We start from the raw sequence: 18,622 nt of genomic DNA on the forward strand, positions 1-18,622 counted from the left end.
ATTGGCATACTTGGCAATATCCACCTTACCCCATCAGCATAGACTTCTGAAAAGAGTTCAGGAGATCCCAATGCGCAACCAACCCGATAGCTTCGCCACCCGTGCCATTCATCATGGCTATAACCCGATGGATAACGAGGGATCGCTGACGCCACCTTTGCATTTGACGTCAACCTTTGCCTTTGAAACCGCCGAGGCCGGCGGCGAGATGTTCGGAGGTGAACGCGCGGGCCACATCTACTCGCGTATCTCGAACCCCACATGTGATTTGCTGGAACGCCGTATTGCCGTGCTGGAAGGCGCAGAGGCCGGATTGGCGCTGGCCTCGGGCATGGGCGCAATCACCTCGGCAATTTGGACCTTGGTTGCCCCGGGTGACGAGGTGATCCTGGATAAGACCCTTTATGGCTGTACATTTTCCTTCATGCAGCATGGTCTGGCCAAGTTCGGCGTCACCGTCACCCATGTTGACCTGACCAACCCCGAGAACCTGCGCGGGGCCATCAGCGCCAAAACAAAAGTTGTCTATTTTGAGACGCCGGCAAACCCTAACATGCGTCTGGTCGACATTCAGGCAATCGCCGACATCGCCCATGAGGGCGACGCAAAAGTGATCGTCGATAACACCTATGCTACGCCCTATTTGACCCGGCCAATTGAACTTGGCGCCGATCTCGCCCTGCATTCAGCAACCAAATACCTTGGCGGGCACGGAGATGTCGTTGCCGGCCTCCTGGTTGGCAGCGCCGAGCTGATCCAGGAAATCCGGCTCTATGGTATGAAGGACATGACCGGGGCAGTTATGGCGCCTTTCAATGCCATGCTCGTGCTGCGCGGGTTGAAGACACTTGAACTGCGCATGGATCGCCATTGCTCTAGTGCCCAGACCATTGCCGAAATGCTAGAGGCGACGCCGGGGGTTCAAAAGGTTTGGTATCCAGGGCTGAAAAGCTTTGAGCAGCATGAACTGGCGCAACGCCAGATGGCACAGTCCGGCGGCATGATTGCCTTTGAACTGGAAGGTGGCCTGGAGGCAGGCCGTGCCATGATGAACAAGTTGCAGCTGATCACCCGCGCAGTGTCACTGGGTGATGCAGAAACGCTGATCCAGCATCCTGCCAGCATGACCCATTCGACCTACACACCAGAAGAGCGGGCCGTGCACGGTATTAGCGAAGGCTTGGTGCGCCTCTCTGTCGGCCTGGAAGGCGTCGATGATATCCTTGCGGATCTGCGACAGGCCTTGCCACATCACCCCATGCACAAAGCAGCTTGATTAGGGATCCGCACATGTCAGACCACCTGCCCCACCTTAAAACCATTGAGCAACGGCTGCTTTGGCTGTCTCATTGGATGATCCACAACGCCAATCACATCCGGCCCAAAACGGAAGAGATTAAAATCGGCGGCCATCAGGCCTCATCTGCATCGATGGTGTCGATCATGACCGCGCTCTACTTCTCGGCACTGCGCCCCGAGGACCGGGTTGCGGTCAAGCCGCATGCCTCGCCGGTGTTTCATGCCATTCAATACCTGATGGGCAACCTGTCACGCGAGAAGATGGAGAATTTCCGTGGCTACGGTGGTGTTCAAAGCTATCCCTCACGGACCAAGGATATTGACGATGTGGATTTCTCGACAGGCTCAGTTGGGCTGGGTGTTGCGATCACATCTTTTGCCTCGATAGTGCAGGACTACATTCAGGCCAAATCCTGGGGCGAGGATCAGTCCCTTGGCCGCATGATTGCCTTGGTGGGTGACGCCGAATTGGACGAGGGCAATATATACGAAGCCCTGCAAGAGGGCTGGAAAAACGATCTGCGCAATTGCTGGTGGATCATTGATTACAACCGCCAATCCCTCGACGGTGTAGTGCGCGAGGGGTTGTTCAAACGGGTTGAGCAAATCTTTGACGCCTTTGGCTGGGACGTAGTCCGGGTAAAATACGGCCATCTACAACGGGCCGCGTTTGAAGAGCCGGGCGGCAATGAGTTGCGCAAATGGATCGACAACTGCCCCAACCAGCTGTACTCGGCCCTGACTTACATGGGTGGGGCTATCTGGCGCCAACGACTGATGGAAAGTCTAGGTGATCAGGGCGACGTCACAGCTTTGATCGAGCGCCGCAGTGATGACGAGCTGGCTGCGCTGATGGAGAACCTTGGCGGCAACTGTGTGCAAACCATGGCTGATACTTTTGCAGCAATTGACCACGACCGCCCGGTTTGTTTTCTGGCCTATACAATCAAAGGCTGGGGCACTCCGATTGCAGGTCACAAGGACAACCACGGTGGTTTGATGACCAAGGCGCAGATGACCGACTGGCAGGTCCGCATGGGGGTAGCCCCCGGTGAAGAGTGGGACAAGTTCGCGACGGCTGCGGACCCCGTCGCACTACAAGGTTTTTGCGACCAGGCGCCATTCTTTGCCAAGGGCCCACGACGGTATCGCGATGACATCATAGATGTCCCTACCATTGACTGGGCTTCCGGCAAGGATATCTCGACGCAGATGGCCTTTGGTAAGATTCTGGATGATCTGTCAAAAGGCGACAGCCTGCTGGCGGACCGGATTGTCACAACATCACCCGACGTCACCGGCACCACCAACCTGGGGCCATGGGTGAACCGGCGCAAGCTGTTCGCCCGGACCCATCAGGCCGACACCTTTAAAGCCGAAAACATCCCGTCCACCGCGAAATGGGAGTTCGCGCCAAATGGCCAGCACATTGAGCTGGGCATCGCCGAGATGAACCTGTTCTTGCTGCTGGCGGCGGCTGGTCTGTCCCATTCAGTGTTTGGCAAACGCTTGATCCCAATTGGCACCGTCTATGACCCCTTTATCGCCCGTGGGCTCGATGCGCTGAACTACGCCTGCTATCAGGATGCGCGCTTTATGATTGTTGGCACCCCATCTGGTGTCACTCTGGCACCCGAGGGCGGCGCGCATCAATCTATCAGCGCACCGCTTATTGGTATGTCGCAAGATGGGCTGGCTGCGTTTGAACCCGCTTTCACGGACGAATTGGCAGTCATCATGCAGTGGGCCTTTGGTTATTTGCAAAAAGACGGTGAGAGCGACCCGGATGAACGCACATGGCTGCGCGATGAAACCGGTGGCTCGGTTTATCTGCGCTTGACCACCAACCCCATTGAACAACCCGGAAAACGTGTTGACGACGATTTCAGGCAGGGTGCGATTGACGGGGCGTATTGGTTGCGCAAACCCGGCGCCAATTGCGAGATCGTGATTGCCTATCAAGGGGCTATCGCGCCCGAGGCAATCAAGGCAGCCGGGATCATCGGTGAGGGACGGCGTGACGTTGGGGTCTTGGCGGTGACATCCGCTGACCGGCTGAATGCAGGCTGGACTGCCGCGCAAAGGGCCCGGTCAAACGGCACCGCCTCGGCACACTCACATGTTGAGACCCTGCTGAAAGACCTGCCGCGCCATTGCAAGCTGATCACGGTTATTGACGGTCACCCGGCTACTCTATCCTGGTTAGGATCCGTTCACGGTCATCAAACGGTGCCCCATGGGGTTGAACACTTTGGCCAAACCGGCACCATCGTCGACCTGTACAAGCATTTCCGCATTGACGCCCAAGCCCTTGTCCGATCTGTCGGGAAACTGACCAATGGTCGGGAGATCCCGTATCTTTCAGCCGTATCCTGAAACGGTCAAACCTTTGCAACAGTCTGCGCTCCTTTCTCACATCACAGAGTAGTGAGGCTTAGCAGCGCTGATTGTTGCAAGGGATATCCCTACTGCTTTCAGCTAAGATCCTGGATTCGCCAGCTGAATCCCCTCATGCTGTTTTGTAAAAAGGGGCATCACCGTCTCCCTATTTTGACAAAAACACACACCCCTCAGCTTTAATACAATATTAGAATTCTCCCATTAGTTGTAATTCTATAAAAACTGCAGCACAGTATTAGGTGGGCGTATTGCCTTTCCCCAGCCAAAAACAGGGAAGGTCAAACGCATAATAAGCACTCTTTTTCTGTCAGACGGGTACAGGCACTCTCGGATTCTCGCTTGATTGGAACTTAGACTCAAAAACAAGGGCCACACAGATGAATACCAAGCGCCTAATGTCTATTCTAAGCATATGCATCGGACTGCTAGCAAGCCAGACAGCTATAGCCCGCACACTGGTCATTGGCACAATAAGTGATGAACCGGTCAAAGAAATTCGTACATTCCTGCCATTTACCAAATACCTTGCCCAGCAGTTGGAGCCTATGGGATTTAGCGACGGAAAAGTGGTTATCGCAAGGGATATTGACCATATGGCCAGCCTGATCCGCAGCGGGCAGATTGATCTTTTTGTCGACAGTCCCCTGGTGGCGCTTGCCATTAACAAAAAAGCCGGAAGTCGGTTGTTGGTCACCAGATGGAAAAAAGGAGTAGCTGAATACCACTCGGTTATCTTCGTACGCCAAAAAAGTGGAATTGCCAGCGTCAGCGATCTTGTTGGCCGGGTGGTAACTTTTGAAGAGAGTTTTTCCTCAAGCGGGCATTTGTTACCGAGAATTGCCATGGCTGAGATGGGCATTCAATTCTCCCAGATGGACAGCCCACAAAGCAGGTTGGCACCGGATGAAACGGGTTTTGTCTTTTCAGGAGATGATGAAAACACAATAGAATGGGTTTTGCGCGGCCGTACCGACGCAGGCGCAATGTCTATGGACAATTTCAAAAAGCGAGTTGGACCCAACAAGGACGAATTGACGATCATCCTAAGGACCGATGCCATCCCGCGCCATGTGATCAGCATCTCATCCGAAATTACAAATCAACTAGCCGGAGAAATTGAAACAGCCTTGGTCACTATGAATCAATCCGAAGACGGATTGGCCGTGCTGGGGGCCTTTGAAAGAACGACGAAATTTGACGCTTTCTCCAAAGAAATATTGGTGACATTGGAACGCCTTCAAGACCCGGTAACCGATCTGGTTGGCAATGACTAATTTATCGGATCTCAGGACAAAGCTGGTTATTTATACCGTTTTGATTGTCCTAACCGTTGCTGGATTTATATCAGCGGTTTCAATTGCTTTTGACCATAGAAACTCAACTGCGGCGTTTATCAGCCAGGCAACCGCGCTTGCTGAAACTTTAAGTGAAGCCGCAGTCGAGCCGATTTATAGTATGGACGTTAGATTGCTGCGCCAACAGGTCAATTCCACTTTGACCAATGATCATGCAATCGGTGCGTATGTTCTTGATACGGATGAAAAGATCCTAACTGATGGATCGGATGAAAATCAGTTGCGCGGGACTCAAATAAGCAGCCCGATAATCGACCACATCACGGAAACGAATGGCTGGATAACTCTCCGCGACAATGAAAACATGACGGTTGGTGGGCCAGTTCTTTTAACCGAAGGCTACGTTCTTGGTTACGTTGTTCTCGAATTTTCAATGATCGAACTTAATGATCGCCTGTTGGCGCAAGTCCGACAGACACTTGCGTTGTCGGGCCTTTGTGTTCTCATCACCTCGCTGGCAGCGATTGTGGTTTCGCGTCAGATTACCCAACCAATCATCCGATTGACGGACTTTGCAACCCAATTAAAAAACGGGACCAGTGATCGTAAGGTTCCTGACTGTGGAAAGGGCGAAGTCGGGCGCCTTGCGCAATCATTTTCCAAAATGCTCGATCACATGGATATTTCAAACAAAAATCTGCAGAACCTTGCCGGCTCTCTAGAGAAACAAGTCAGGGACAGGACACAAGCAGCAGAAGCCGGAAGTAAGGCCAAGTCAGAGTTTTTGGCGGTTATGAGTCATGAAATTCGAACGCCAATGAACGGTGTTTTGGGAATGACCTCTTTGCTGCTTGAAACAAAGCTGAATGAAGAACAGGAAGAATACGCACGAACTATTTCAGAGTCGGGCGAAGCGTTACTAGTTATCATCAATGATATTCTCGACTTCTCCAGAATCGAGGCCGGAAAGATGGAACTGGATGAGGAACCATTTGAGCTTGAAACCTTATTATTGAGCGTTCTGAGCTTGCTTTCCCAAACAAGATTGAACGAAAACGTCACGCTTAAGCTGGATTATGCCTCCCATATACCAAAGACATTTATCGGGGACGAAGGGCGTGTCAGGCAAATCGTCACCAATTTGGTAGGCAACTCACAGAAATTTACTGAAAATGGTAGCATTTGTATTGGGGTGACAGGGTCATCAAAAAGTGGCGCAACAGTTCTGAATATTTCGGTAAAGGACACGGGAATTGGCATACCAGAAAGCAAGCTGACAGGCATTTTTGACGCGTTTTCTCAAGTGGATTCGACGAACGCTCGCAGCTTTGGCGGAACAGGAATGGGACTGACAATTGCATCCAACCTGGCGCGTTTGATGGGGGGGGACATCCGTGTAAAATCCCAAGTTGGTAAGGGGTCAACGTTCACTTTCAGATGCAAAATGAGGATTACAGAAAGTCTTGCCCCGACAGATGACTTCTCGATAGTCAAACCATCGGTTGTGACTCCCAACGACCCTCCTATTGCAAAAGATTCTAAACTCGGGGAAACGCGGAAAATTCTTCTTGCAGATGACAACAAAACCAACAGGTTAGTTGTTCAGAGGATGCTTAAGGCTACCGATTTGCAAATCATCCACGCACAAGATGGCAGTGAAGCGGTGCAACAGTTCATAACACACAAACCAAAGCTCGTTTTCATGGATATTTCGATGCCCAAATTGACCGGCATTGAGGCAACCCGGGAAATACGTTCCTTCGAGGCCAAAAACAGCCTGTTGGCCTGTCCGATTATTGCGTTGACCGCCAATGCCATGAAAGGTGACAGGGAAAAGTATCTGGAAAATGGGATGGACGACTATTTGAGCAAGCCCGTTAGAAAAAGCGACCTGACTGAATTAATCGCATATTGGTCGCAAGAAAGAAGTGGGCCGGGATAGGCTGTGGGTTGTGGGTTGTGGAAAGAAACGGACCAAATCGGACACTTGCCCAACTAGCAAGTCATATTTTTAAATACACGATCCTCGGCAATCGCAGAAAAAATTTTACCTGTACGTCGTCGGAGTTTTGGGGGTCAAGGGCATCCTGATGTAGGCGAGTATCTGGCTCATCTGGTTGGATATCAAGCCATGCATTATCCGCATCAGACGCCAAAAGAACTTATTGATAAATACGACAGTGTTTATGACGAGGGCTTTGATGGCGACGGCTCAAGCATGGGGCAAAAAGGCGTCTACGCCGATTACGGTTCCGGTTGGGTCGCCGCATCGGCGGTGTCAGGTAGCTATTTAAAACCTTTTCAACCGAAGGCGGGTTGCGCGTGCCATTGATCGTCCGCTTCCCAACCGTCGTCGAGCCCGGCAGCCAGGTGGATAGCTTCGCTTATGTGCGTGACATCATGCCGACCATTCTCGAAATTGCCGCGGTCGACACTCCGGGTCCTATTTATGAGGATCGCGAGATCTATGTTCCTGATGGGATCAGCATGCTTTCGGTGATGAAGGCAGAAACAACTGGCGTTCGCGGCGAAGATGCAGAATCTGGATCCAAAAGGAACAGGCGATTGGGAACTTTTCGACTTCGATGCCGATCCGTCCGAGTTGAACAACCTCGCTGATCAGTTACCGGATCTTGTTGAGGAGCTGATAGCCTTTTACGCCAGCTATTCTGAACAGGTGAACCTTGTGCTGGTCCCGGATGGATACAATCCGCTTGAGCAGACCGTGAAAAATGCCCGGCGTGGCGCCTCTCACTGACTGAACTCAACATCTGGGCGGTCCCGCAACCGGGGCAGCGTCAAGACACAGCTGGCCCGGTAGAGGTCTCCGCGCGCGTGACTGAAAGCAGGTGGCGCATTGCCACTGTGCTGGGCTTCACCGCAGCAGGTCGGCGCAGCATGGAATACCCGTGCAGGAACATGGGATACGATCTTCCATCTAGGAGCATCAAAATTTCTACAATAAGCTGATTATCTCTCCCAAAATTCAATTTTTTTAAAACTTTTGCAGATACGACGGGAGGTGACTTTTCACAAAGGACTTTGCGATGCCCACCGCCTCAGAACTACCTATCGATACCAGTGCCACGGCATCTGACATGGCGGATGCAATGTTCGGAAACGGCATTACAATCGTCAGCGCCAGCTATTCAGGCGCTCAATCCGCCTCTGGGATCTATACCAATGGAGATGAGGTTGCTCCGGATATAACGCCTTCCGATACCGGCGTCATTCTATCGACTGGGCGGGCTGATGACATCACCAATAGCAGCGGCGATGTGAATACATCAGCTTCGACCTCGACCAATCACCAGTTGGACGGGACTAGCGATTTAGACGCGATCGCCGGGATGACGACCTATGATGCGGCTGTTTTTGAGGCCACTTTCATCCCCGAGGGGACAACTTTGACGATGCAGATCACCTTCTCATCGGAAGAGTATCTGGAATATGTGAACGAAGGTTTCAATGACGCTGTAGGTGTATGGGTCAACGGTGAGCAGGCTGAATTGACCATCGGTGAAGGCGATATTTCAATCGACAATATCAACGACGGTTCGAACGAAAACCTCTATGTTGATAACGCTCAGTCGGATGATACCTACAACACCGAAATGGACGGGTTTACCGTAACTCTAACGCTTAAAGCGACCGTTATACCTGGTGAGGAAAATACGATCACAATTGGCATCGCTGATGCCGGAGACCATGCATATGATTCCAATCTCCTTATCGCCGGTGACTCAGTCCAGACTGCACTGATTGCCACCGATGACGAGTTTACGATCAATGGTGACGGGGCTCTGGATCTGGATATCCTGGGCAATGACATCCACGCTGCTGGTTCCAGCTTAACGATCACCCACATTAATGGTCAGCCGGTTAGCTCTGGCGACACTGTTACCTTAGCCACCGGTGAAGAGGTCACTCTGAATGCAGACGGAACTTTTTCCATCGTCAACGGCACAGACGTGGAAGAAACCAACACTTTCTCATATACGGTCGAAGATGACCTGGGTAATAGCGATGTTGGATTTGTACAGGTTACCACAGCACCCTGTTTTGTAGCGGGAACACTGATTGATACGGTCGACGGGCCGGTGCCCGTGGAAGAACTTGAACCAGGGATGCAGGTCCAAACCCGGGATCATGGCCCGCAGAAGTTGCGCTGGATTGGCCAAACCACCCGCCTTGCCCAAGGCTCTGATGCGCCGGTGGTTTTGGCTGCCAATGCATTGGGCAATCACCGCCGTATTGCTCTTTCCCCTAACCACCGGATCTTGATTTCTACCGATATGGCCGAGTTGCTGTTTGGGCAGGCCGAAGTTTTGGTGAAGGCCAAGGATTTGGTGAATGATCATACCATAAAAATTGTGTCGGATGGTCGTTCGGTAACCTATGTGCATGTACTTTTTGATCAGCATGAAATCATTTGTGGCAATGGTTTGGAAACCGAAAGTTATCATCCCGGCGCAGAAACCCTGGAATCATTCGACATTGAAACCCGTTCGGAAATTTTAGAGTTCATGGAAGAAATGAACGGCTATGGACCCACTGCCCGTCTCGTTTTAAAATCACACGAAGGTCGGTTACTCATGGCGCAGTAATTTCAATCTCGTTTGCTGAGTTGGGCCCGGTCATGGCTGGAGATGGTTCACGCCCCCGCGCTGGCCTCACTATCCTAAGCGCCAGTGTTGACGACATATAGGCGAACGCTGAAATGAGCTGACGCCGTACAGCACATCGTTTCTGCTCAAGTAGCCACTAATTCCGACGGCGATGCAGCTTCACCGAAGCAGAGGTTAGCTGACTTGCAAAACTTCGGCATAGGCCCCTAGGTCCCAGCTCTATTAGAAAACAAGGCGCGCTGTTTCTTCCTCATGTAAGTCCAGGCAATAAAGCGACTTGTTTTTTGTCCCTGGGCCATTTCGACGATCTTAAAATCAGCAATCCCGGCTTTTCTTAAAATGCGCTGGAGTGGCTGGAGATTATCCTTTTTCGACACCAGCGAGGTAAACCACAGGCACTGGTCGGCGAATTCCATGCTCTGTTCAATCATGCGGGCGATAAACTTTATCTCGCCACCCGGACACCAAAGTTCAGCGTTTTGACCACCAAAGTTGAGCTTTTTTGAATGCCCTTTTCCAAGATTTGCCCACTTACGTTGGGTGCCTTTGTTCGCTTGTTCCATGGACGAATGAAAAGGCGGGTTGCACATGGTTACGTGAAAAGCATCGGTGGGACGGATCACACCGCGAAAGATATTCTCAGGTTCATATTGTCGCCTAAGAGCAATTTCCAACTTGTTGAATTCACAAATTTTCTTCGCCGATTTGATAGCACCTGTGTCGATATCGACGCCAGTAAAGTGCCAACCGTATTCGCTCTGACCTGTCAGGGGGTAAACCAGGCTCGCACCGGTACCAATGTCCAGTGCCTTGATGTGACGCCCACGTGGGATGTCTTGATTATTGCTGTCGGCAAGCAAGTCCGCGAGATAGTGGATGTAGTCGACACGACCGGGAATTGGTGGGCATAAAAAACCGGCGGGAATATCCCAAAAATCAATATTGTAATGCGTCTTTAGCAACGCCCGATTAAGCATACGTACGGCGCTCACGTCTTGAAAATCAACCGTCGTCTGACCGAGTGGATTGCTGATCGTGAAAGCCTCAAGTTCAGGTGTCTGCGCCACTAAACGCACAAAATCGTAGCCGTCTGAGTGTTGATTACGGGGATGCAGCTTCGCTTTGTTGGCCACTGGGGACGCCTTCATGAAAGTTGGTGGACGTCACGCGACAGCCGGTTCGTTGGTTCTAGACCCTCATACACGAATAGTAAAATATGAAGCGGGGCAGATCCGCTGCTGACGCGATGGCCCCACCATACATTCCGTGTGCTGCATCCGTCATTTGACCACGAAGCTGACTGTCTCAATCGAGCAGTGTTTTCAGTGCGAAAATGTTTGCTTGACTGACAAAGAGCGTTCTTTTGGTTTGCTACGTTTTAGAACGTTGGTGGATGAGAGAAAAGAGCATCCGAGAATACCCGCCGTAAAGTAGCAAGAATGTACAGTATCAGGGTGAATGTTGCATTTTTGTGAAACATTTCTTGGGTTCAATGGTATTTAAAATCAAGGCCTGTCCGCGATGTTAACCCAATCAAAAACTGAGCTCTGCAATTGGGGCTGTCTTCTGACTGGGGTACATCATGAACTACAAAATTACACGCCGCCACCTTTTGGCGTCTTCGGCAGCCACAGCGGGTGCCTTGGCCATGCCTGCAATCGTGCGTGCCGCAGGCCAGCAGCCGCTGGCTGGCAAGGAGCTGCGCCTTCTCACCTGGTCCGACAACACCGGCCTCGCCATTTTGGACCACATCGCCAAGCCGTTTGAGGAGGCCACCGGCGCACGCGTCATCGCGGATCGCACGGGTTCTACGTCTGAAATGGTCGCCAAATTGCGCGCTGCCGGGGATCGCCCACAATACGATGTGATCACGCTTGCGGGGGTTGGCGCGGTTGAATTGGCCGGTGACGGGCTGTTGGCGCAACCGGATCTGAACAGATTGCCAAACCTCGAGCAGGTCGATCCACGTTTCCGTACAGGTGCGGACGGCCACGGCATCGGCTACCTGCTTTGGACGGGTGGCCTGATCTACAATACCAAGACCTTTGCCGAGCCGCCAAAATCCTACGCCGAAATGTGGGACGCATCCCGCCAGAACCGCCTGTTCCTGCCGCCCTCCACCTGGACGGATGCGCTGGATACGATCTTTGCAACTGGCAAAATGCTGGGTGGCGATGGCACCAACGCTGACGAAGCCTTTGCCAAGCTGGCAGAGTTGCGTGATAGCATTCTGACCTTCGGCGAAAACCCTGCGCAAATTTCCGAATTGTTCCGCTCGGACGCCCTGGATATCGGCGGCGTTTACGCACCTGCTTTCTACGCGGATGAGCTGAAGGACCCTGCCAATTCAAACATGGGCGCGACCTATGACATCGACGAAGGCTTCTTTGCCGACCTGATGTACACAATCGTTCCAAAGGCTAAACCGGGCGATGACGACGTTGTCCACGCATTCATCGACTACACCTTGGATGCAAACGTGCAGGGCAAAATGGCCGAAGCAGTGTTGAACGGTCCAATCAACCAAAATGCTGTGATGTCGGACGACGCCAAGGCGAGCCCGTTTATCATCAAGCCGGAACAAATGGGCGATGCTGCGGTCGTGCACAACAAGGCCTTCGTCGCCGATGTGCGTGAAGACTGGATCACCCGCTATACCCAAACCTTGGCGTGAGCTGCCAAAGACAGGACGTTGCTAAGTGAGCATTCAATTGACCCGATCAAAGGCGCTGGCATTTTCTTTGCCAGCGCTAATCGCCATTCTCCCTTTTCTGGGGGCGTGTTTTTACATCTTCCGTTTCTCGATTTCGGGAGAGCAATCGCGCATCGAAGGTTTTTCAATCCAGCCCTACCTGGATTTGATGACGCCGTATTTTGGCCGGTCTGTCTGGCTGACGCTGCGGCTCGCCTTTATTGCCACCCTGCTTGCCATGGTGATGGCAGTGCCACTGGCGTTTCTACTTACAAACCTGCGCAGCCCCTTTGCGCGGCGTAGCCTGACGATCGTGATCTTGCTGCCGTTGATCCTGAACCTTCTGGTGCAAGCCTACGGTTGGATATTGTTGTTGGGGCCAAGCGGGGTATTAAATTCGACCCTTCGCAGCCTTGGGATAATCGAGCGCCCGATCTTCTTGCTGTTCAATGAAACCGGTGTTCTATTGGGGCTGGTGCAAACCTCCCTGCCCTTGGCGGTCTTCCCCATTGTCAGTTCCGTGCGTGGCATTTCACGCGAACACCTGGAGGCGGCAAGTTCGCTTGGTGCGTCGCATTGGCGTACGTTCTTTGATGTCACCGTGCCACTGCTGCGCCCGGGATTGTTCGGAGCGGCATCTATCGTGTTTGCCTTTAACGCCAGCGCCTTTGCCATTCCTTTGCTGCTCGGCGGTCGCCGTGTGCAGATGATGGGTATAGCGATACGCGATATGATTTCGCCCCTGTTTAATTGGTCGGGCGCTGCGGCGGCTGGCATGATCCTGATCTTTGTAACCCTGATCGTGCTGCTGTTTTCAGCATGGTTGGCGCGGATGACATCTGAGAAAGTGGAGCACTGATATGCGCGTTGATCTTCTGCCTTCTGAAGGGGGCAGCACCTATCGGTTTGTAATCATATTGCTGGCGATCTGCGGCATCCTGATCTCATCTTTGCCTGTGATCGTCGTGACAATCATGTCGTTTTCGGCAACCGACAACACAGGTTTCCCCCCCGAGGCGTTGTCTTTGCGCTGGTACGGCGAAGTCATCGCCATGTTCACCACTGAAGATGCAAACAGCGCCCAATCGGTTGTGGATTCGACGCTGACAAGCCTGTTGGTCGCGATTGTCGTGATGATTATTTCAGCGGGGGTATGTATCCCGTTGGCCTATGCCTTGGCGCGGGGGGACACCCGCATTCGTGGCGGGATGGAACTGCTTTTCACACTGCCTCTGGTCTTTCCGCTGGTGATCCTTGGGATCGCATTCTTGTTAATCGCGGAAAGCCTGCGGCTGGATATCGGAATATGGCGTATCGTGATCCCCCATGTCGCCTTGGTCCTGCCGTTCGTGCTGCGCAATTGCCTGAGCGCAATGAGCGGAATCAGCATCGAAGTTGAAGAAGCCGCCGTATCACTGGGCGCATCACCGCTGCGGGCAATCTGGGATGTTGTCATTCCAATGATGAAGGCAGGCATTCTTGCCGGCCTTATCTTTGCACTGATCATCAGCTTCAACGAATTCACCATCACGTTCTTCATGTACACCGTTGACGTCAGCACGCTTCCCATCTGGATGTATAGCCGCACGGTGTCATCGCTGGACCCGTCTACGCTGGCGCTTTCCGTGTTTATTATTGTCGCCGACGTGGTGCTGATCGTGCTTGTGGACAAGCTGATCGCCGGTCGCGCAAGTCTCTTTTAGAAAGGTCAAGGACATGTCGTCTGACACTCACCTCCATATCGAAAACATATCCAAGAAATTCAACACTGTCGACGCGCTGCGCGACGTTGATCTGAGAATTGAACGCGGGTCATTCGTGTGCCTGCTGGGGCCATCGGGCTGCGGCAAGACCACGCTGCTGCGCATCATCGCAGGATTCGAGACAGCGACCAAGGGCCGCCTGATCCTTGACGGGCAGGACATCTCGCAACAGCCACCCCACAAGCGTGGTTTTGGCATGGTGTTTCAATCGCTGGCCCTGTTCCCGCACATGAGCGTGGCCCGCAATATCGGCTACGGGCTAAAACTGCGCGGCGTCAAAGGCGCGGCACAGCGTGATCGTATCGAAGAGCTGTTGGAGGTCATCCAACTACCCCATATTGCCGATCGCCCTGTGTCGGCGCTGTCTGGTGGGCAACGCCAGCGGGTCGCCATTGCGCGGGCTTTGGCGATTCAACCCCCACTGTTCTTGTTGGATGAACCACTGTCAGCCCTGGATGCAAAGCTGCGGGACAATATGCAAATTGAGCTGCGCCAGTTGCAGCAGAAATTCGGCGTCACCACCGTTCTGGTCACTCATGACCAACACGAAGCGATGATGCTGGCAGATGAACTGGTGGTTCTCAAAGACGGGGCAGTCCGCCAATCAGCAGCGCCGTCACAGGTGTATAACCAGCCTGCCGACAGTTTCGTAGCGGATTTCCTTGGGGCGGCGAACCTGATCGATGTGGGTGCGATCAAAGGTGGCACTGTTGATCTGTTTGGCACCGCAGTCTCAACCCCGGCGCCCCATATGGATGGGGATCTAATGCTCGCGGCTGTGCGCGCTGAACACCTGGGACTAGCCCCTGCTGCTGCGGCTGGAACAGCGGCCCCCATTGGTGCAGTTTCCTTTATGCGCGATCTTGGCCCTGCAACGGAATTTGTGGTGACAATTCAAGGCAAAGACCTGCGCGTACGCCGTTCCAATGCAGATGCGCAGGGCCTGGATGTGGGCTCACAAGTGGCCCTGACATTCGACCCTGCGCAGGTTTCGCTGTTCAAAGCGGCCTAGATCGTTGGTGCGGCGGCCTCATAGGTGAGGATCGCCGCAGCCAAATCTTCCAATGCAGCCCCAACAGATTTGAACACTGTAATTTCATCGTCAGTTTCACGCCCTGCGTGATCGCCACGAGCCAAATCGAATAAATCCGCCTGGATGTCCGTGGCGGCAATCGCGCTGTCGTTGATGGCCTGAACGATGTCGCCGCCTTCGGACAAAACGCCATCCCGAGTGTCTGCAAACACCGACGCCTTTGCAATCGCTGCGCTGTCTGTCTCGCGCATGTCGGGCTTGAAGGCCCCGATCAGATCAATATGCGTCCCCGCCCGCACCCATGCACCTTTGACCAGTGGTGAACGTGAAAGCGTACAGCAACTGATGATGTCGGCCTTTGGCACAGCCTGTTCCAGATTGTCGACGGCATGGGCATTATACCCCAATGCGCGCGCGGCCTGCGTCACCTCTTCGGCCTGTTCGATACGACGCGCCCAAATCCCAATGGACGTGATCGGGCGGACGGCGGTGTGCGCCTCGATCACATTCAATGCCAGCTTGCCAGCCCCGACAACCAACAAGCGGCTGGCATCCGACCGCGCCAGATATCGCGCGGCAAGCGCCGATGCTGCGGCGGTTCGCCGTGCCGTCAATTCAGCGCCATCAATCACGGCCAGCAAAGCCCCCGTCGCACCGGATGACAGCAGATATGCGCCTGAAATTGCAGGCAATGATCGCGCTGAGTTTCCGGGGATAACGGTCACCATTTTGACACCGATATAGGCGCCAGGAGTCCAGGCCGGCATCAGCAATAAGGTGCCGCTGTTCTCAGTCGGAACCTCAATCTCGTAGTGGTGGCGCAGGGGCATAACGCAGCCCGACTTAAACATCGCGTCCAGCCCGTCGATAAGTCGGGGCCACTGTAGCCCTTCCCGTGTTTCGCCTGCATTCAAAACCCGCAACATATCAACCTCTTGCAGCGGTGATCATGACTTCAACCAGATAGTCGGGCGTCGCCAATCGTGCTTCGACGCAGGCCCGCGCGGGTGGGTTCTCCGGGTCAATCCAAGCATCCCACACCCTGTTCATATCCGAGATACCCGCCATATCTGCAAGCCATACTGTCGCGGACAGGATGTTGGATTTGCTGCTACCCGCCTCTGCAAGCAAACGGTCAACTTCGGCCAACATATCTTTAGTTTGCGCCGTGACATCAGCGCCTTTGCCGACCTGTCCGGCCAAATAGATTGTGTCGCCATGAATGACCGCTTGGCTCATACGGGGGCCAATTTCGCTACGGTGAAGTGTCATAGGGTCGTGTCCTTAATTCGAAGTTCTTGAAGGAGAGAATTGCATCAGGCTCAGGATCTCAAACAGCATCTGCGCGCCATTCTGGGCCGTGTTGGTTGTGGGGTCATAGGCGGGGGCGACTTCAACAACATCTCCACCCACAAGGTTCGCACCTTTCATGCCTCGGATCAGTTTGAGCGCCTCGCGCGTGGTCAGGCCGCCGACCTCTGGGGTGCCGGTTCCGGGGGCATAGGCCGGGTCGAGGCTGTCGATATCGAAGGAAAAATAGGTTGGGCCATCACCGATAACATCGCGCGCTTTGGCGATAATATGCGGCAGGTTCGCATCGGTGATACTGGCGGCCTCGACCACAGTCATCCCCGACATCTCAGAAAATTCCCAGATGTATTTCGCAGCCCCCCTGATGCCAATCTGGATTGTACGTTCAGGGTCCAGCAACCCGTCGAGCACCGCATTGCGAAATGGCCCACCGTGGTGAAATTTCTCTCCCTCATAGGACCCGCCCGTATCGCAATGAGCATCGATGTGAATCATTCCGACAGGACCATTTTTAGCCACCGCTTTCAGAATTGGATGACTGATCGAATGATCCCCACCAACCCCCAGCGGAATCACATCCTTGGCTATGATTTTGGACACGAAATCTTGGATATCCGCATGGCTTTGCGTCAAGTCGAACCTGCTTTGCATCGGAACATCGCCAATGTCAGCCACCAGCATTTCATGGATGGGGGCGCACTCAAGCGCGTCGTTATAGGGGCCGACCCGTTCAATGCTGCGCAGTGCACGCGGGCCAAACCGTGACCCGTTTCGATTGGTTACGCCAAGGTCCATCGGCACGCCATAAAGCGCTACATCCAGCCTGGAAATATCCTCACCGTCCGCGAAGGCGATATGTGGCGCATCCAGTAAGGTTGGCATCCCTGCATAGGGCGCGGGGCGACGCCCACCCTCGGAGAAAATCTTCTCGGCGATCCGTTGACCTTTGGGATCCTGCAAATCCCCCCCTGTCGCGTTGCTAAATGTTTGCTGTAAGCGCGCGAGTTTTTCTGCCGACCAAGCCATGTGCATTCCCTTCAGTTTTCGCGCCTACGTAGCGTGATTTGCCATGCGCAATAAATTTGAACATTTGGAAGTTTTGTTTCATTATAACGCAACTTTCCCGTGAAATGGATCTGCACATATGTCTCGCCGCAAAAAGGCTTTTTCTGGCACTGTTAACGATGTGGATTTGCGTCTGATGCGTGTCTTCAAGACCGTAATCGAATGTGGTGGGCTTTCAGCCGCACAGACCGAACTTGGCGTGGGCCGATCCACCATTTCGCGGCAGATTTCCGACCTTGAAATCAGGCTCGGAATGCGCCTGTGCCACCGTGGGCGCAGCGGGTTTTATCTGACTCAACAAGGCCAGCAGGCCTATGATTTCATCGATCATTTCCTCAAGCAAACCGATGATTTTACGTCCCGTATCGCCAGTATCAGCAAAAAGATGGTCGGCAAGATTGAAATCGGCATGATCGATTTTACGATGACGGATGCGAAAAACCCGCTTATTCCTGCTATTCGCAAGTTTCAGGTCATAGCCCCGGATGTGTCTATTAACATGATGACCGGATCGCCCAACGAGGTTGAGCGCGGCGTGATTGACGGCAAATTACACGTCGGCATTGTCCCTGACTATCAGCGTCACCCCAGCCTGAATTATGTGACACTATATGATGAACAAGTTGGGCTCTTTTGCGGCGGCAATCACCCTTTGGTAGATGATGTCCGCAATGGTGTCGAACTAACGAGCAAGGACGTGTGTTCACACAAACTGGTGCATCGCGCATACTTTGAGGGCGAACGCCTGCGCCAAAGAAAGCAGGCTTTCCCTGTTGGCAGTACAGTTTATCAGACAGAAGCGGTGCTTTCACTGGTACGCAGTGGGGTCTATTTGGGGTATTTTCCGTCTCATTGTCAGGCTCTGATCCGCGATGAATTTTATGAAATTCTACCAGATGTATTTGGGTATTCGACGCCGATCTGCGCTGTTTGGCGATCGGATCGAAACCAATCGATGATCTTGCAAGATTTCCTCGATCTTTTGCGGCTGAAAGCTTAAAATTTCGGTCCCAATAAGACACTTAGCATCACCTGGACAATTCAAAACACCCTTGGATCAATGGTTAAGTCGAGCCTATGAAACGCGTGATTAAGCACGCTTGCGTGAGGCGATATCGCGACGATAGCCATCACCA

17 protein-coding genes are annotated in these 18,622 nt (G+C 53.1%); 13 read left to right on the plus strand and 4 right to left on the minus strand.

Annotated features, from left to right (window positions below; genetic code table 11):
* Nucleotides 1–70 precede the first annotated feature (70 nt).
* From EBB79_RS11670 to EBB79_RS11700, 8 genes are all read left to right on the plus strand, one after another.
* Nucleotides 71–1,276 carry a methionine gamma-lyase gene (locus EBB79_RS11670; RefSeq protein ID WP_127749057.1) on the plus strand — a complete coding sequence of 402 codons (1,206 nt, stop codon included), beginning with the start codon at nt 71–73 and terminating at the stop codon, nt 1,274–1,276.
* Nucleotides 1,277–1,290: 14 nt separating this feature from the next.
* Nucleotides 1,291–3,675, plus strand: a complete 2,385-nt coding sequence (locus tag EBB79_RS11675; RefSeq protein ID WP_127749058.1) for a 1-deoxy-D-xylulose-5-phosphate synthase N-terminal domain-containing protein — start codon at nt 1,291–1,293, stop codon at nt 3,673–3,675.
* A 401-nt stretch (nt 3,676–4,076) separates the two neighbouring features.
* The gene (locus tag EBB79_RS11680; protein ID WP_127749059.1) at nt 4,077–4,973 is read left to right on the plus strand and encodes a phosphate/phosphite/phosphonate ABC transporter substrate-binding protein; all 897 of its coding nucleotides are present in this window, start codon (nt 4,077–4,079) and stop codon (nt 4,971–4,973) included.
* Entirely contained in the window at nt 4,966–6,936 is a 1,971-nt protein-coding gene (locus tag EBB79_RS11685) for an ATP-binding protein (RefSeq protein WP_127749060.1), read from the plus strand. The genes EBB79_RS11680 and EBB79_RS11685 overlap by 8 nt, the downstream gene beginning before the upstream one ends.
* Before the next feature lie 189 nt (nt 6,937–7,125).
* Nucleotides 7,126–7,326: a hypothetical protein gene (locus tag EBB79_RS11690; protein ID WP_127749061.1), complete on the plus strand. Its 201-nt coding sequence runs from the start codon at nt 7,126–7,128 to the stop codon at nt 7,324–7,326.
* A complete protein-coding gene (locus EBB79_RS25645; RefSeq protein WP_420850334.1) occupies nt 7,317–7,613 on the plus strand; it encodes a hypothetical protein in 297 nt (98 codons plus the stop codon). The genes EBB79_RS11690 and EBB79_RS25645 overlap by 10 nt, the downstream gene beginning before the upstream one ends.
* Nucleotides 7,528–7,752 carry a hypothetical protein gene (locus tag EBB79_RS11695; RefSeq protein WP_127749062.1) on the plus strand — a complete coding sequence of 75 codons (225 nt, stop codon included), beginning with the start codon at nt 7,528–7,530 and terminating at the stop codon, nt 7,750–7,752. Before EBB79_RS25645 ends, EBB79_RS11695 begins: the two co-directional genes overlap by 86 nt.
* A gap of 289 nt (nt 7,753–8,041) precedes the next feature.
* The gene (locus EBB79_RS11700; protein WP_127749063.1) at nt 8,042–9,601 is read left to right on the plus strand and encodes a choice-of-anchor L domain-containing protein; all 1,560 of its coding nucleotides are present in this window, start codon (nt 8,042–8,044) and stop codon (nt 9,599–9,601) included.
* A 227-nt stretch (nt 9,602–9,828) separates the two neighbouring features.
* Here the strand turns inward: EBB79_RS11700 and rlmF are convergent, their stop codons facing one another.
* Nucleotides 9,829–10,755 carry a 23S rRNA (adenine(1618)-N(6))-methyltransferase RlmF gene (gene rlmF / locus EBB79_RS11705; protein WP_127749064.1) on the minus strand — a complete coding sequence of 309 codons (927 nt, stop codon included), beginning with the start codon at nt 10,753–10,755 and terminating at the stop codon, nt 9,829–9,831.
* Nucleotides 10,756–11,204: 449 nt separating this feature from the next.
* Here rlmF and EBB79_RS11710 point away from each other — a divergent pair, with 449 nt between their 5' ends.
* The 4 genes from EBB79_RS11710 to EBB79_RS11725 are packed head-to-tail and all read left to right on the plus strand — an operon-like array spanning nt 11,205 to nt 15,089.
* Entirely contained in the window at nt 11,205–12,296 is a 1,092-nt protein-coding gene (locus EBB79_RS11710) for an ABC transporter substrate-binding protein (RefSeq protein ID WP_127749065.1), read from the plus strand.
* 25 nt (nt 12,297–12,321) lie between these two features.
* Complete coding sequence (locus EBB79_RS11715; RefSeq protein ID WP_238704882.1) at nt 12,322–13,173, plus strand: ABC transporter permease; 852 nt, start codon at nt 12,322–12,324, stop codon at nt 13,171–13,173.
* Between the two features lies 1 nt (nt 13,174).
* On the plus strand, nt 13,175–14,017 hold the full coding sequence (locus tag EBB79_RS11720; RefSeq protein WP_127749066.1) for an ABC transporter permease: 843 nt from the start codon (nt 13,175–13,177) through the stop codon (nt 14,015–14,017).
* A 13-nt stretch (nt 14,018–14,030) separates the two neighbouring features.
* Nucleotides 14,031–15,089 carry an ABC transporter ATP-binding protein gene (locus EBB79_RS11725; protein ID WP_127749067.1) on the plus strand — a complete coding sequence of 353 codons (1,059 nt, stop codon included), beginning with the start codon at nt 14,031–14,033 and terminating at the stop codon, nt 15,087–15,089.
* Here EBB79_RS11725 and lhpI read toward each other — a convergent pair.
* Genes lhpI through speB form a run of 3 tightly spaced genes read right to left on the minus strand, consistent with a single transcriptional unit; the run spans nt 15,086 to nt 17,447 of the window.
* On the minus strand, nt 15,086–16,036 hold the full coding sequence (lhpI, locus tag EBB79_RS11730; protein ID WP_202977613.1) for a bifunctional Delta(1)-pyrroline-2-carboxylate/Delta(1)-piperideine-2-carboxylate reductase: 951 nt from the start codon (nt 16,034–16,036) through the stop codon (nt 15,086–15,088). The two genes, EBB79_RS11725 and lhpI, sit on opposite strands and share 4 nt — an antisense overlap.
* 1 nt (nt 16,037) lies before the next feature.
* The gene (locus tag EBB79_RS11735; RefSeq protein WP_127749068.1) at nt 16,038–16,382 is read right to left on the minus strand and encodes a RidA family protein; all 345 of its coding nucleotides are present in this window, start codon (nt 16,380–16,382) and stop codon (nt 16,038–16,040) included.
* 12 nt (nt 16,383–16,394) lie between these two features.
* Nucleotides 16,395–17,447 carry an agmatinase gene (gene speB / locus EBB79_RS11740; protein ID WP_127749069.1) on the minus strand — a complete coding sequence of 351 codons (1,053 nt, stop codon included), beginning with the start codon at nt 17,445–17,447 and terminating at the stop codon, nt 16,395–16,397.
* Between the two features lie 118 nt (nt 17,448–17,565).
* On the opposite strand from speB, the gene EBB79_RS11745 reads away from it, so the two are divergent.
* Nucleotides 17,566–18,486 carry a LysR family transcriptional regulator gene (locus EBB79_RS11745; protein ID WP_127749070.1) on the plus strand — a complete coding sequence of 307 codons (921 nt, stop codon included), beginning with the start codon at nt 17,566–17,568 and terminating at the stop codon, nt 18,484–18,486.
* The last annotated feature ends 136 nt before the right edge of the window (nt 18,487–18,622 follow it).

It is taken from the genome of Parasedimentitalea marina, assembly GCF_004006175.1.
Lineage (GTDB): Bacteria > Pseudomonadota > Alphaproteobacteria > Rhodobacterales > Rhodobacteraceae > Parasedimentitalea > Parasedimentitalea marina.

Coding starts and splice junctions, on each gene's coding strand:
- EBB79_RS11700 (WP_127749063.1), top strand. CDS start 8,042: ATGCCCACCGCCTCAGAACTACCTATCGATACCAGTGCCACGGCATCT.
- EBB79_RS11685 (WP_127749060.1), top strand. CDS start 4,966: ATGACTAATTTATCGGATCTCAGGACAAAGCTGGTTATTTATACCGTT.
- EBB79_RS11670 (WP_127749057.1), top strand. CDS start 71: ATGCGCAACCAACCCGATAGCTTCGCCACCCGTGCCATTCATCATGGC.
- speB (WP_127749069.1), bottom strand. CDS start 17,447: ATGGCTTGGTCGGCAGAAAAACTCGCGCGCTTACAGCAAACATTTAGC.
- EBB79_RS11725 (WP_127749067.1), top strand. CDS start 14,031: ATGTCGTCTGACACTCACCTCCATATCGAAAACATATCCAAGAAATTC.
- EBB79_RS11745 (WP_127749070.1), top strand. CDS start 17,566: ATGTCTCGCCGCAAAAAGGCTTTTTCTGGCACTGTTAACGATGTGGAT.
- EBB79_RS11720 (WP_127749066.1), top strand. CDS start 13,175: ATGCGCGTTGATCTTCTGCCTTCTGAAGGGGGCAGCACCTATCGGTTT.
- EBB79_RS11735 (WP_127749068.1), bottom strand. CDS start 16,382: ATGACACTTCACCGTAGCGAAATTGGCCCCCGTATGAGCCAAGCGGTC.
- EBB79_RS11710 (WP_127749065.1), top strand. CDS start 11,205: ATGAACTACAAAATTACACGCCGCCACCTTTTGGCGTCTTCGGCAGCC.
- EBB79_RS11690 (WP_127749061.1), top strand. CDS start 7,126: ATGCATTATCCGCATCAGACGCCAAAAGAACTTATTGATAAATACGAC.
- EBB79_RS11680 (WP_127749059.1), top strand. CDS start 4,077: ATGAATACCAAGCGCCTAATGTCTATTCTAAGCATATGCATCGGACTG.
- EBB79_RS11695 (WP_127749062.1), top strand. CDS start 7,528: ATGCAGAATCTGGATCCAAAAGGAACAGGCGATTGGGAACTTTTCGAC.
- lhpI (WP_202977613.1), bottom strand. CDS start 16,036: ATGTTGCGGGTTTTGAATGCAGGCGAAACACGGGAAGGGCTACAGTGG.
- EBB79_RS11675 (WP_127749058.1), top strand. CDS start 1,291: ATGTCAGACCACCTGCCCCACCTTAAAACCATTGAGCAACGGCTGCTT.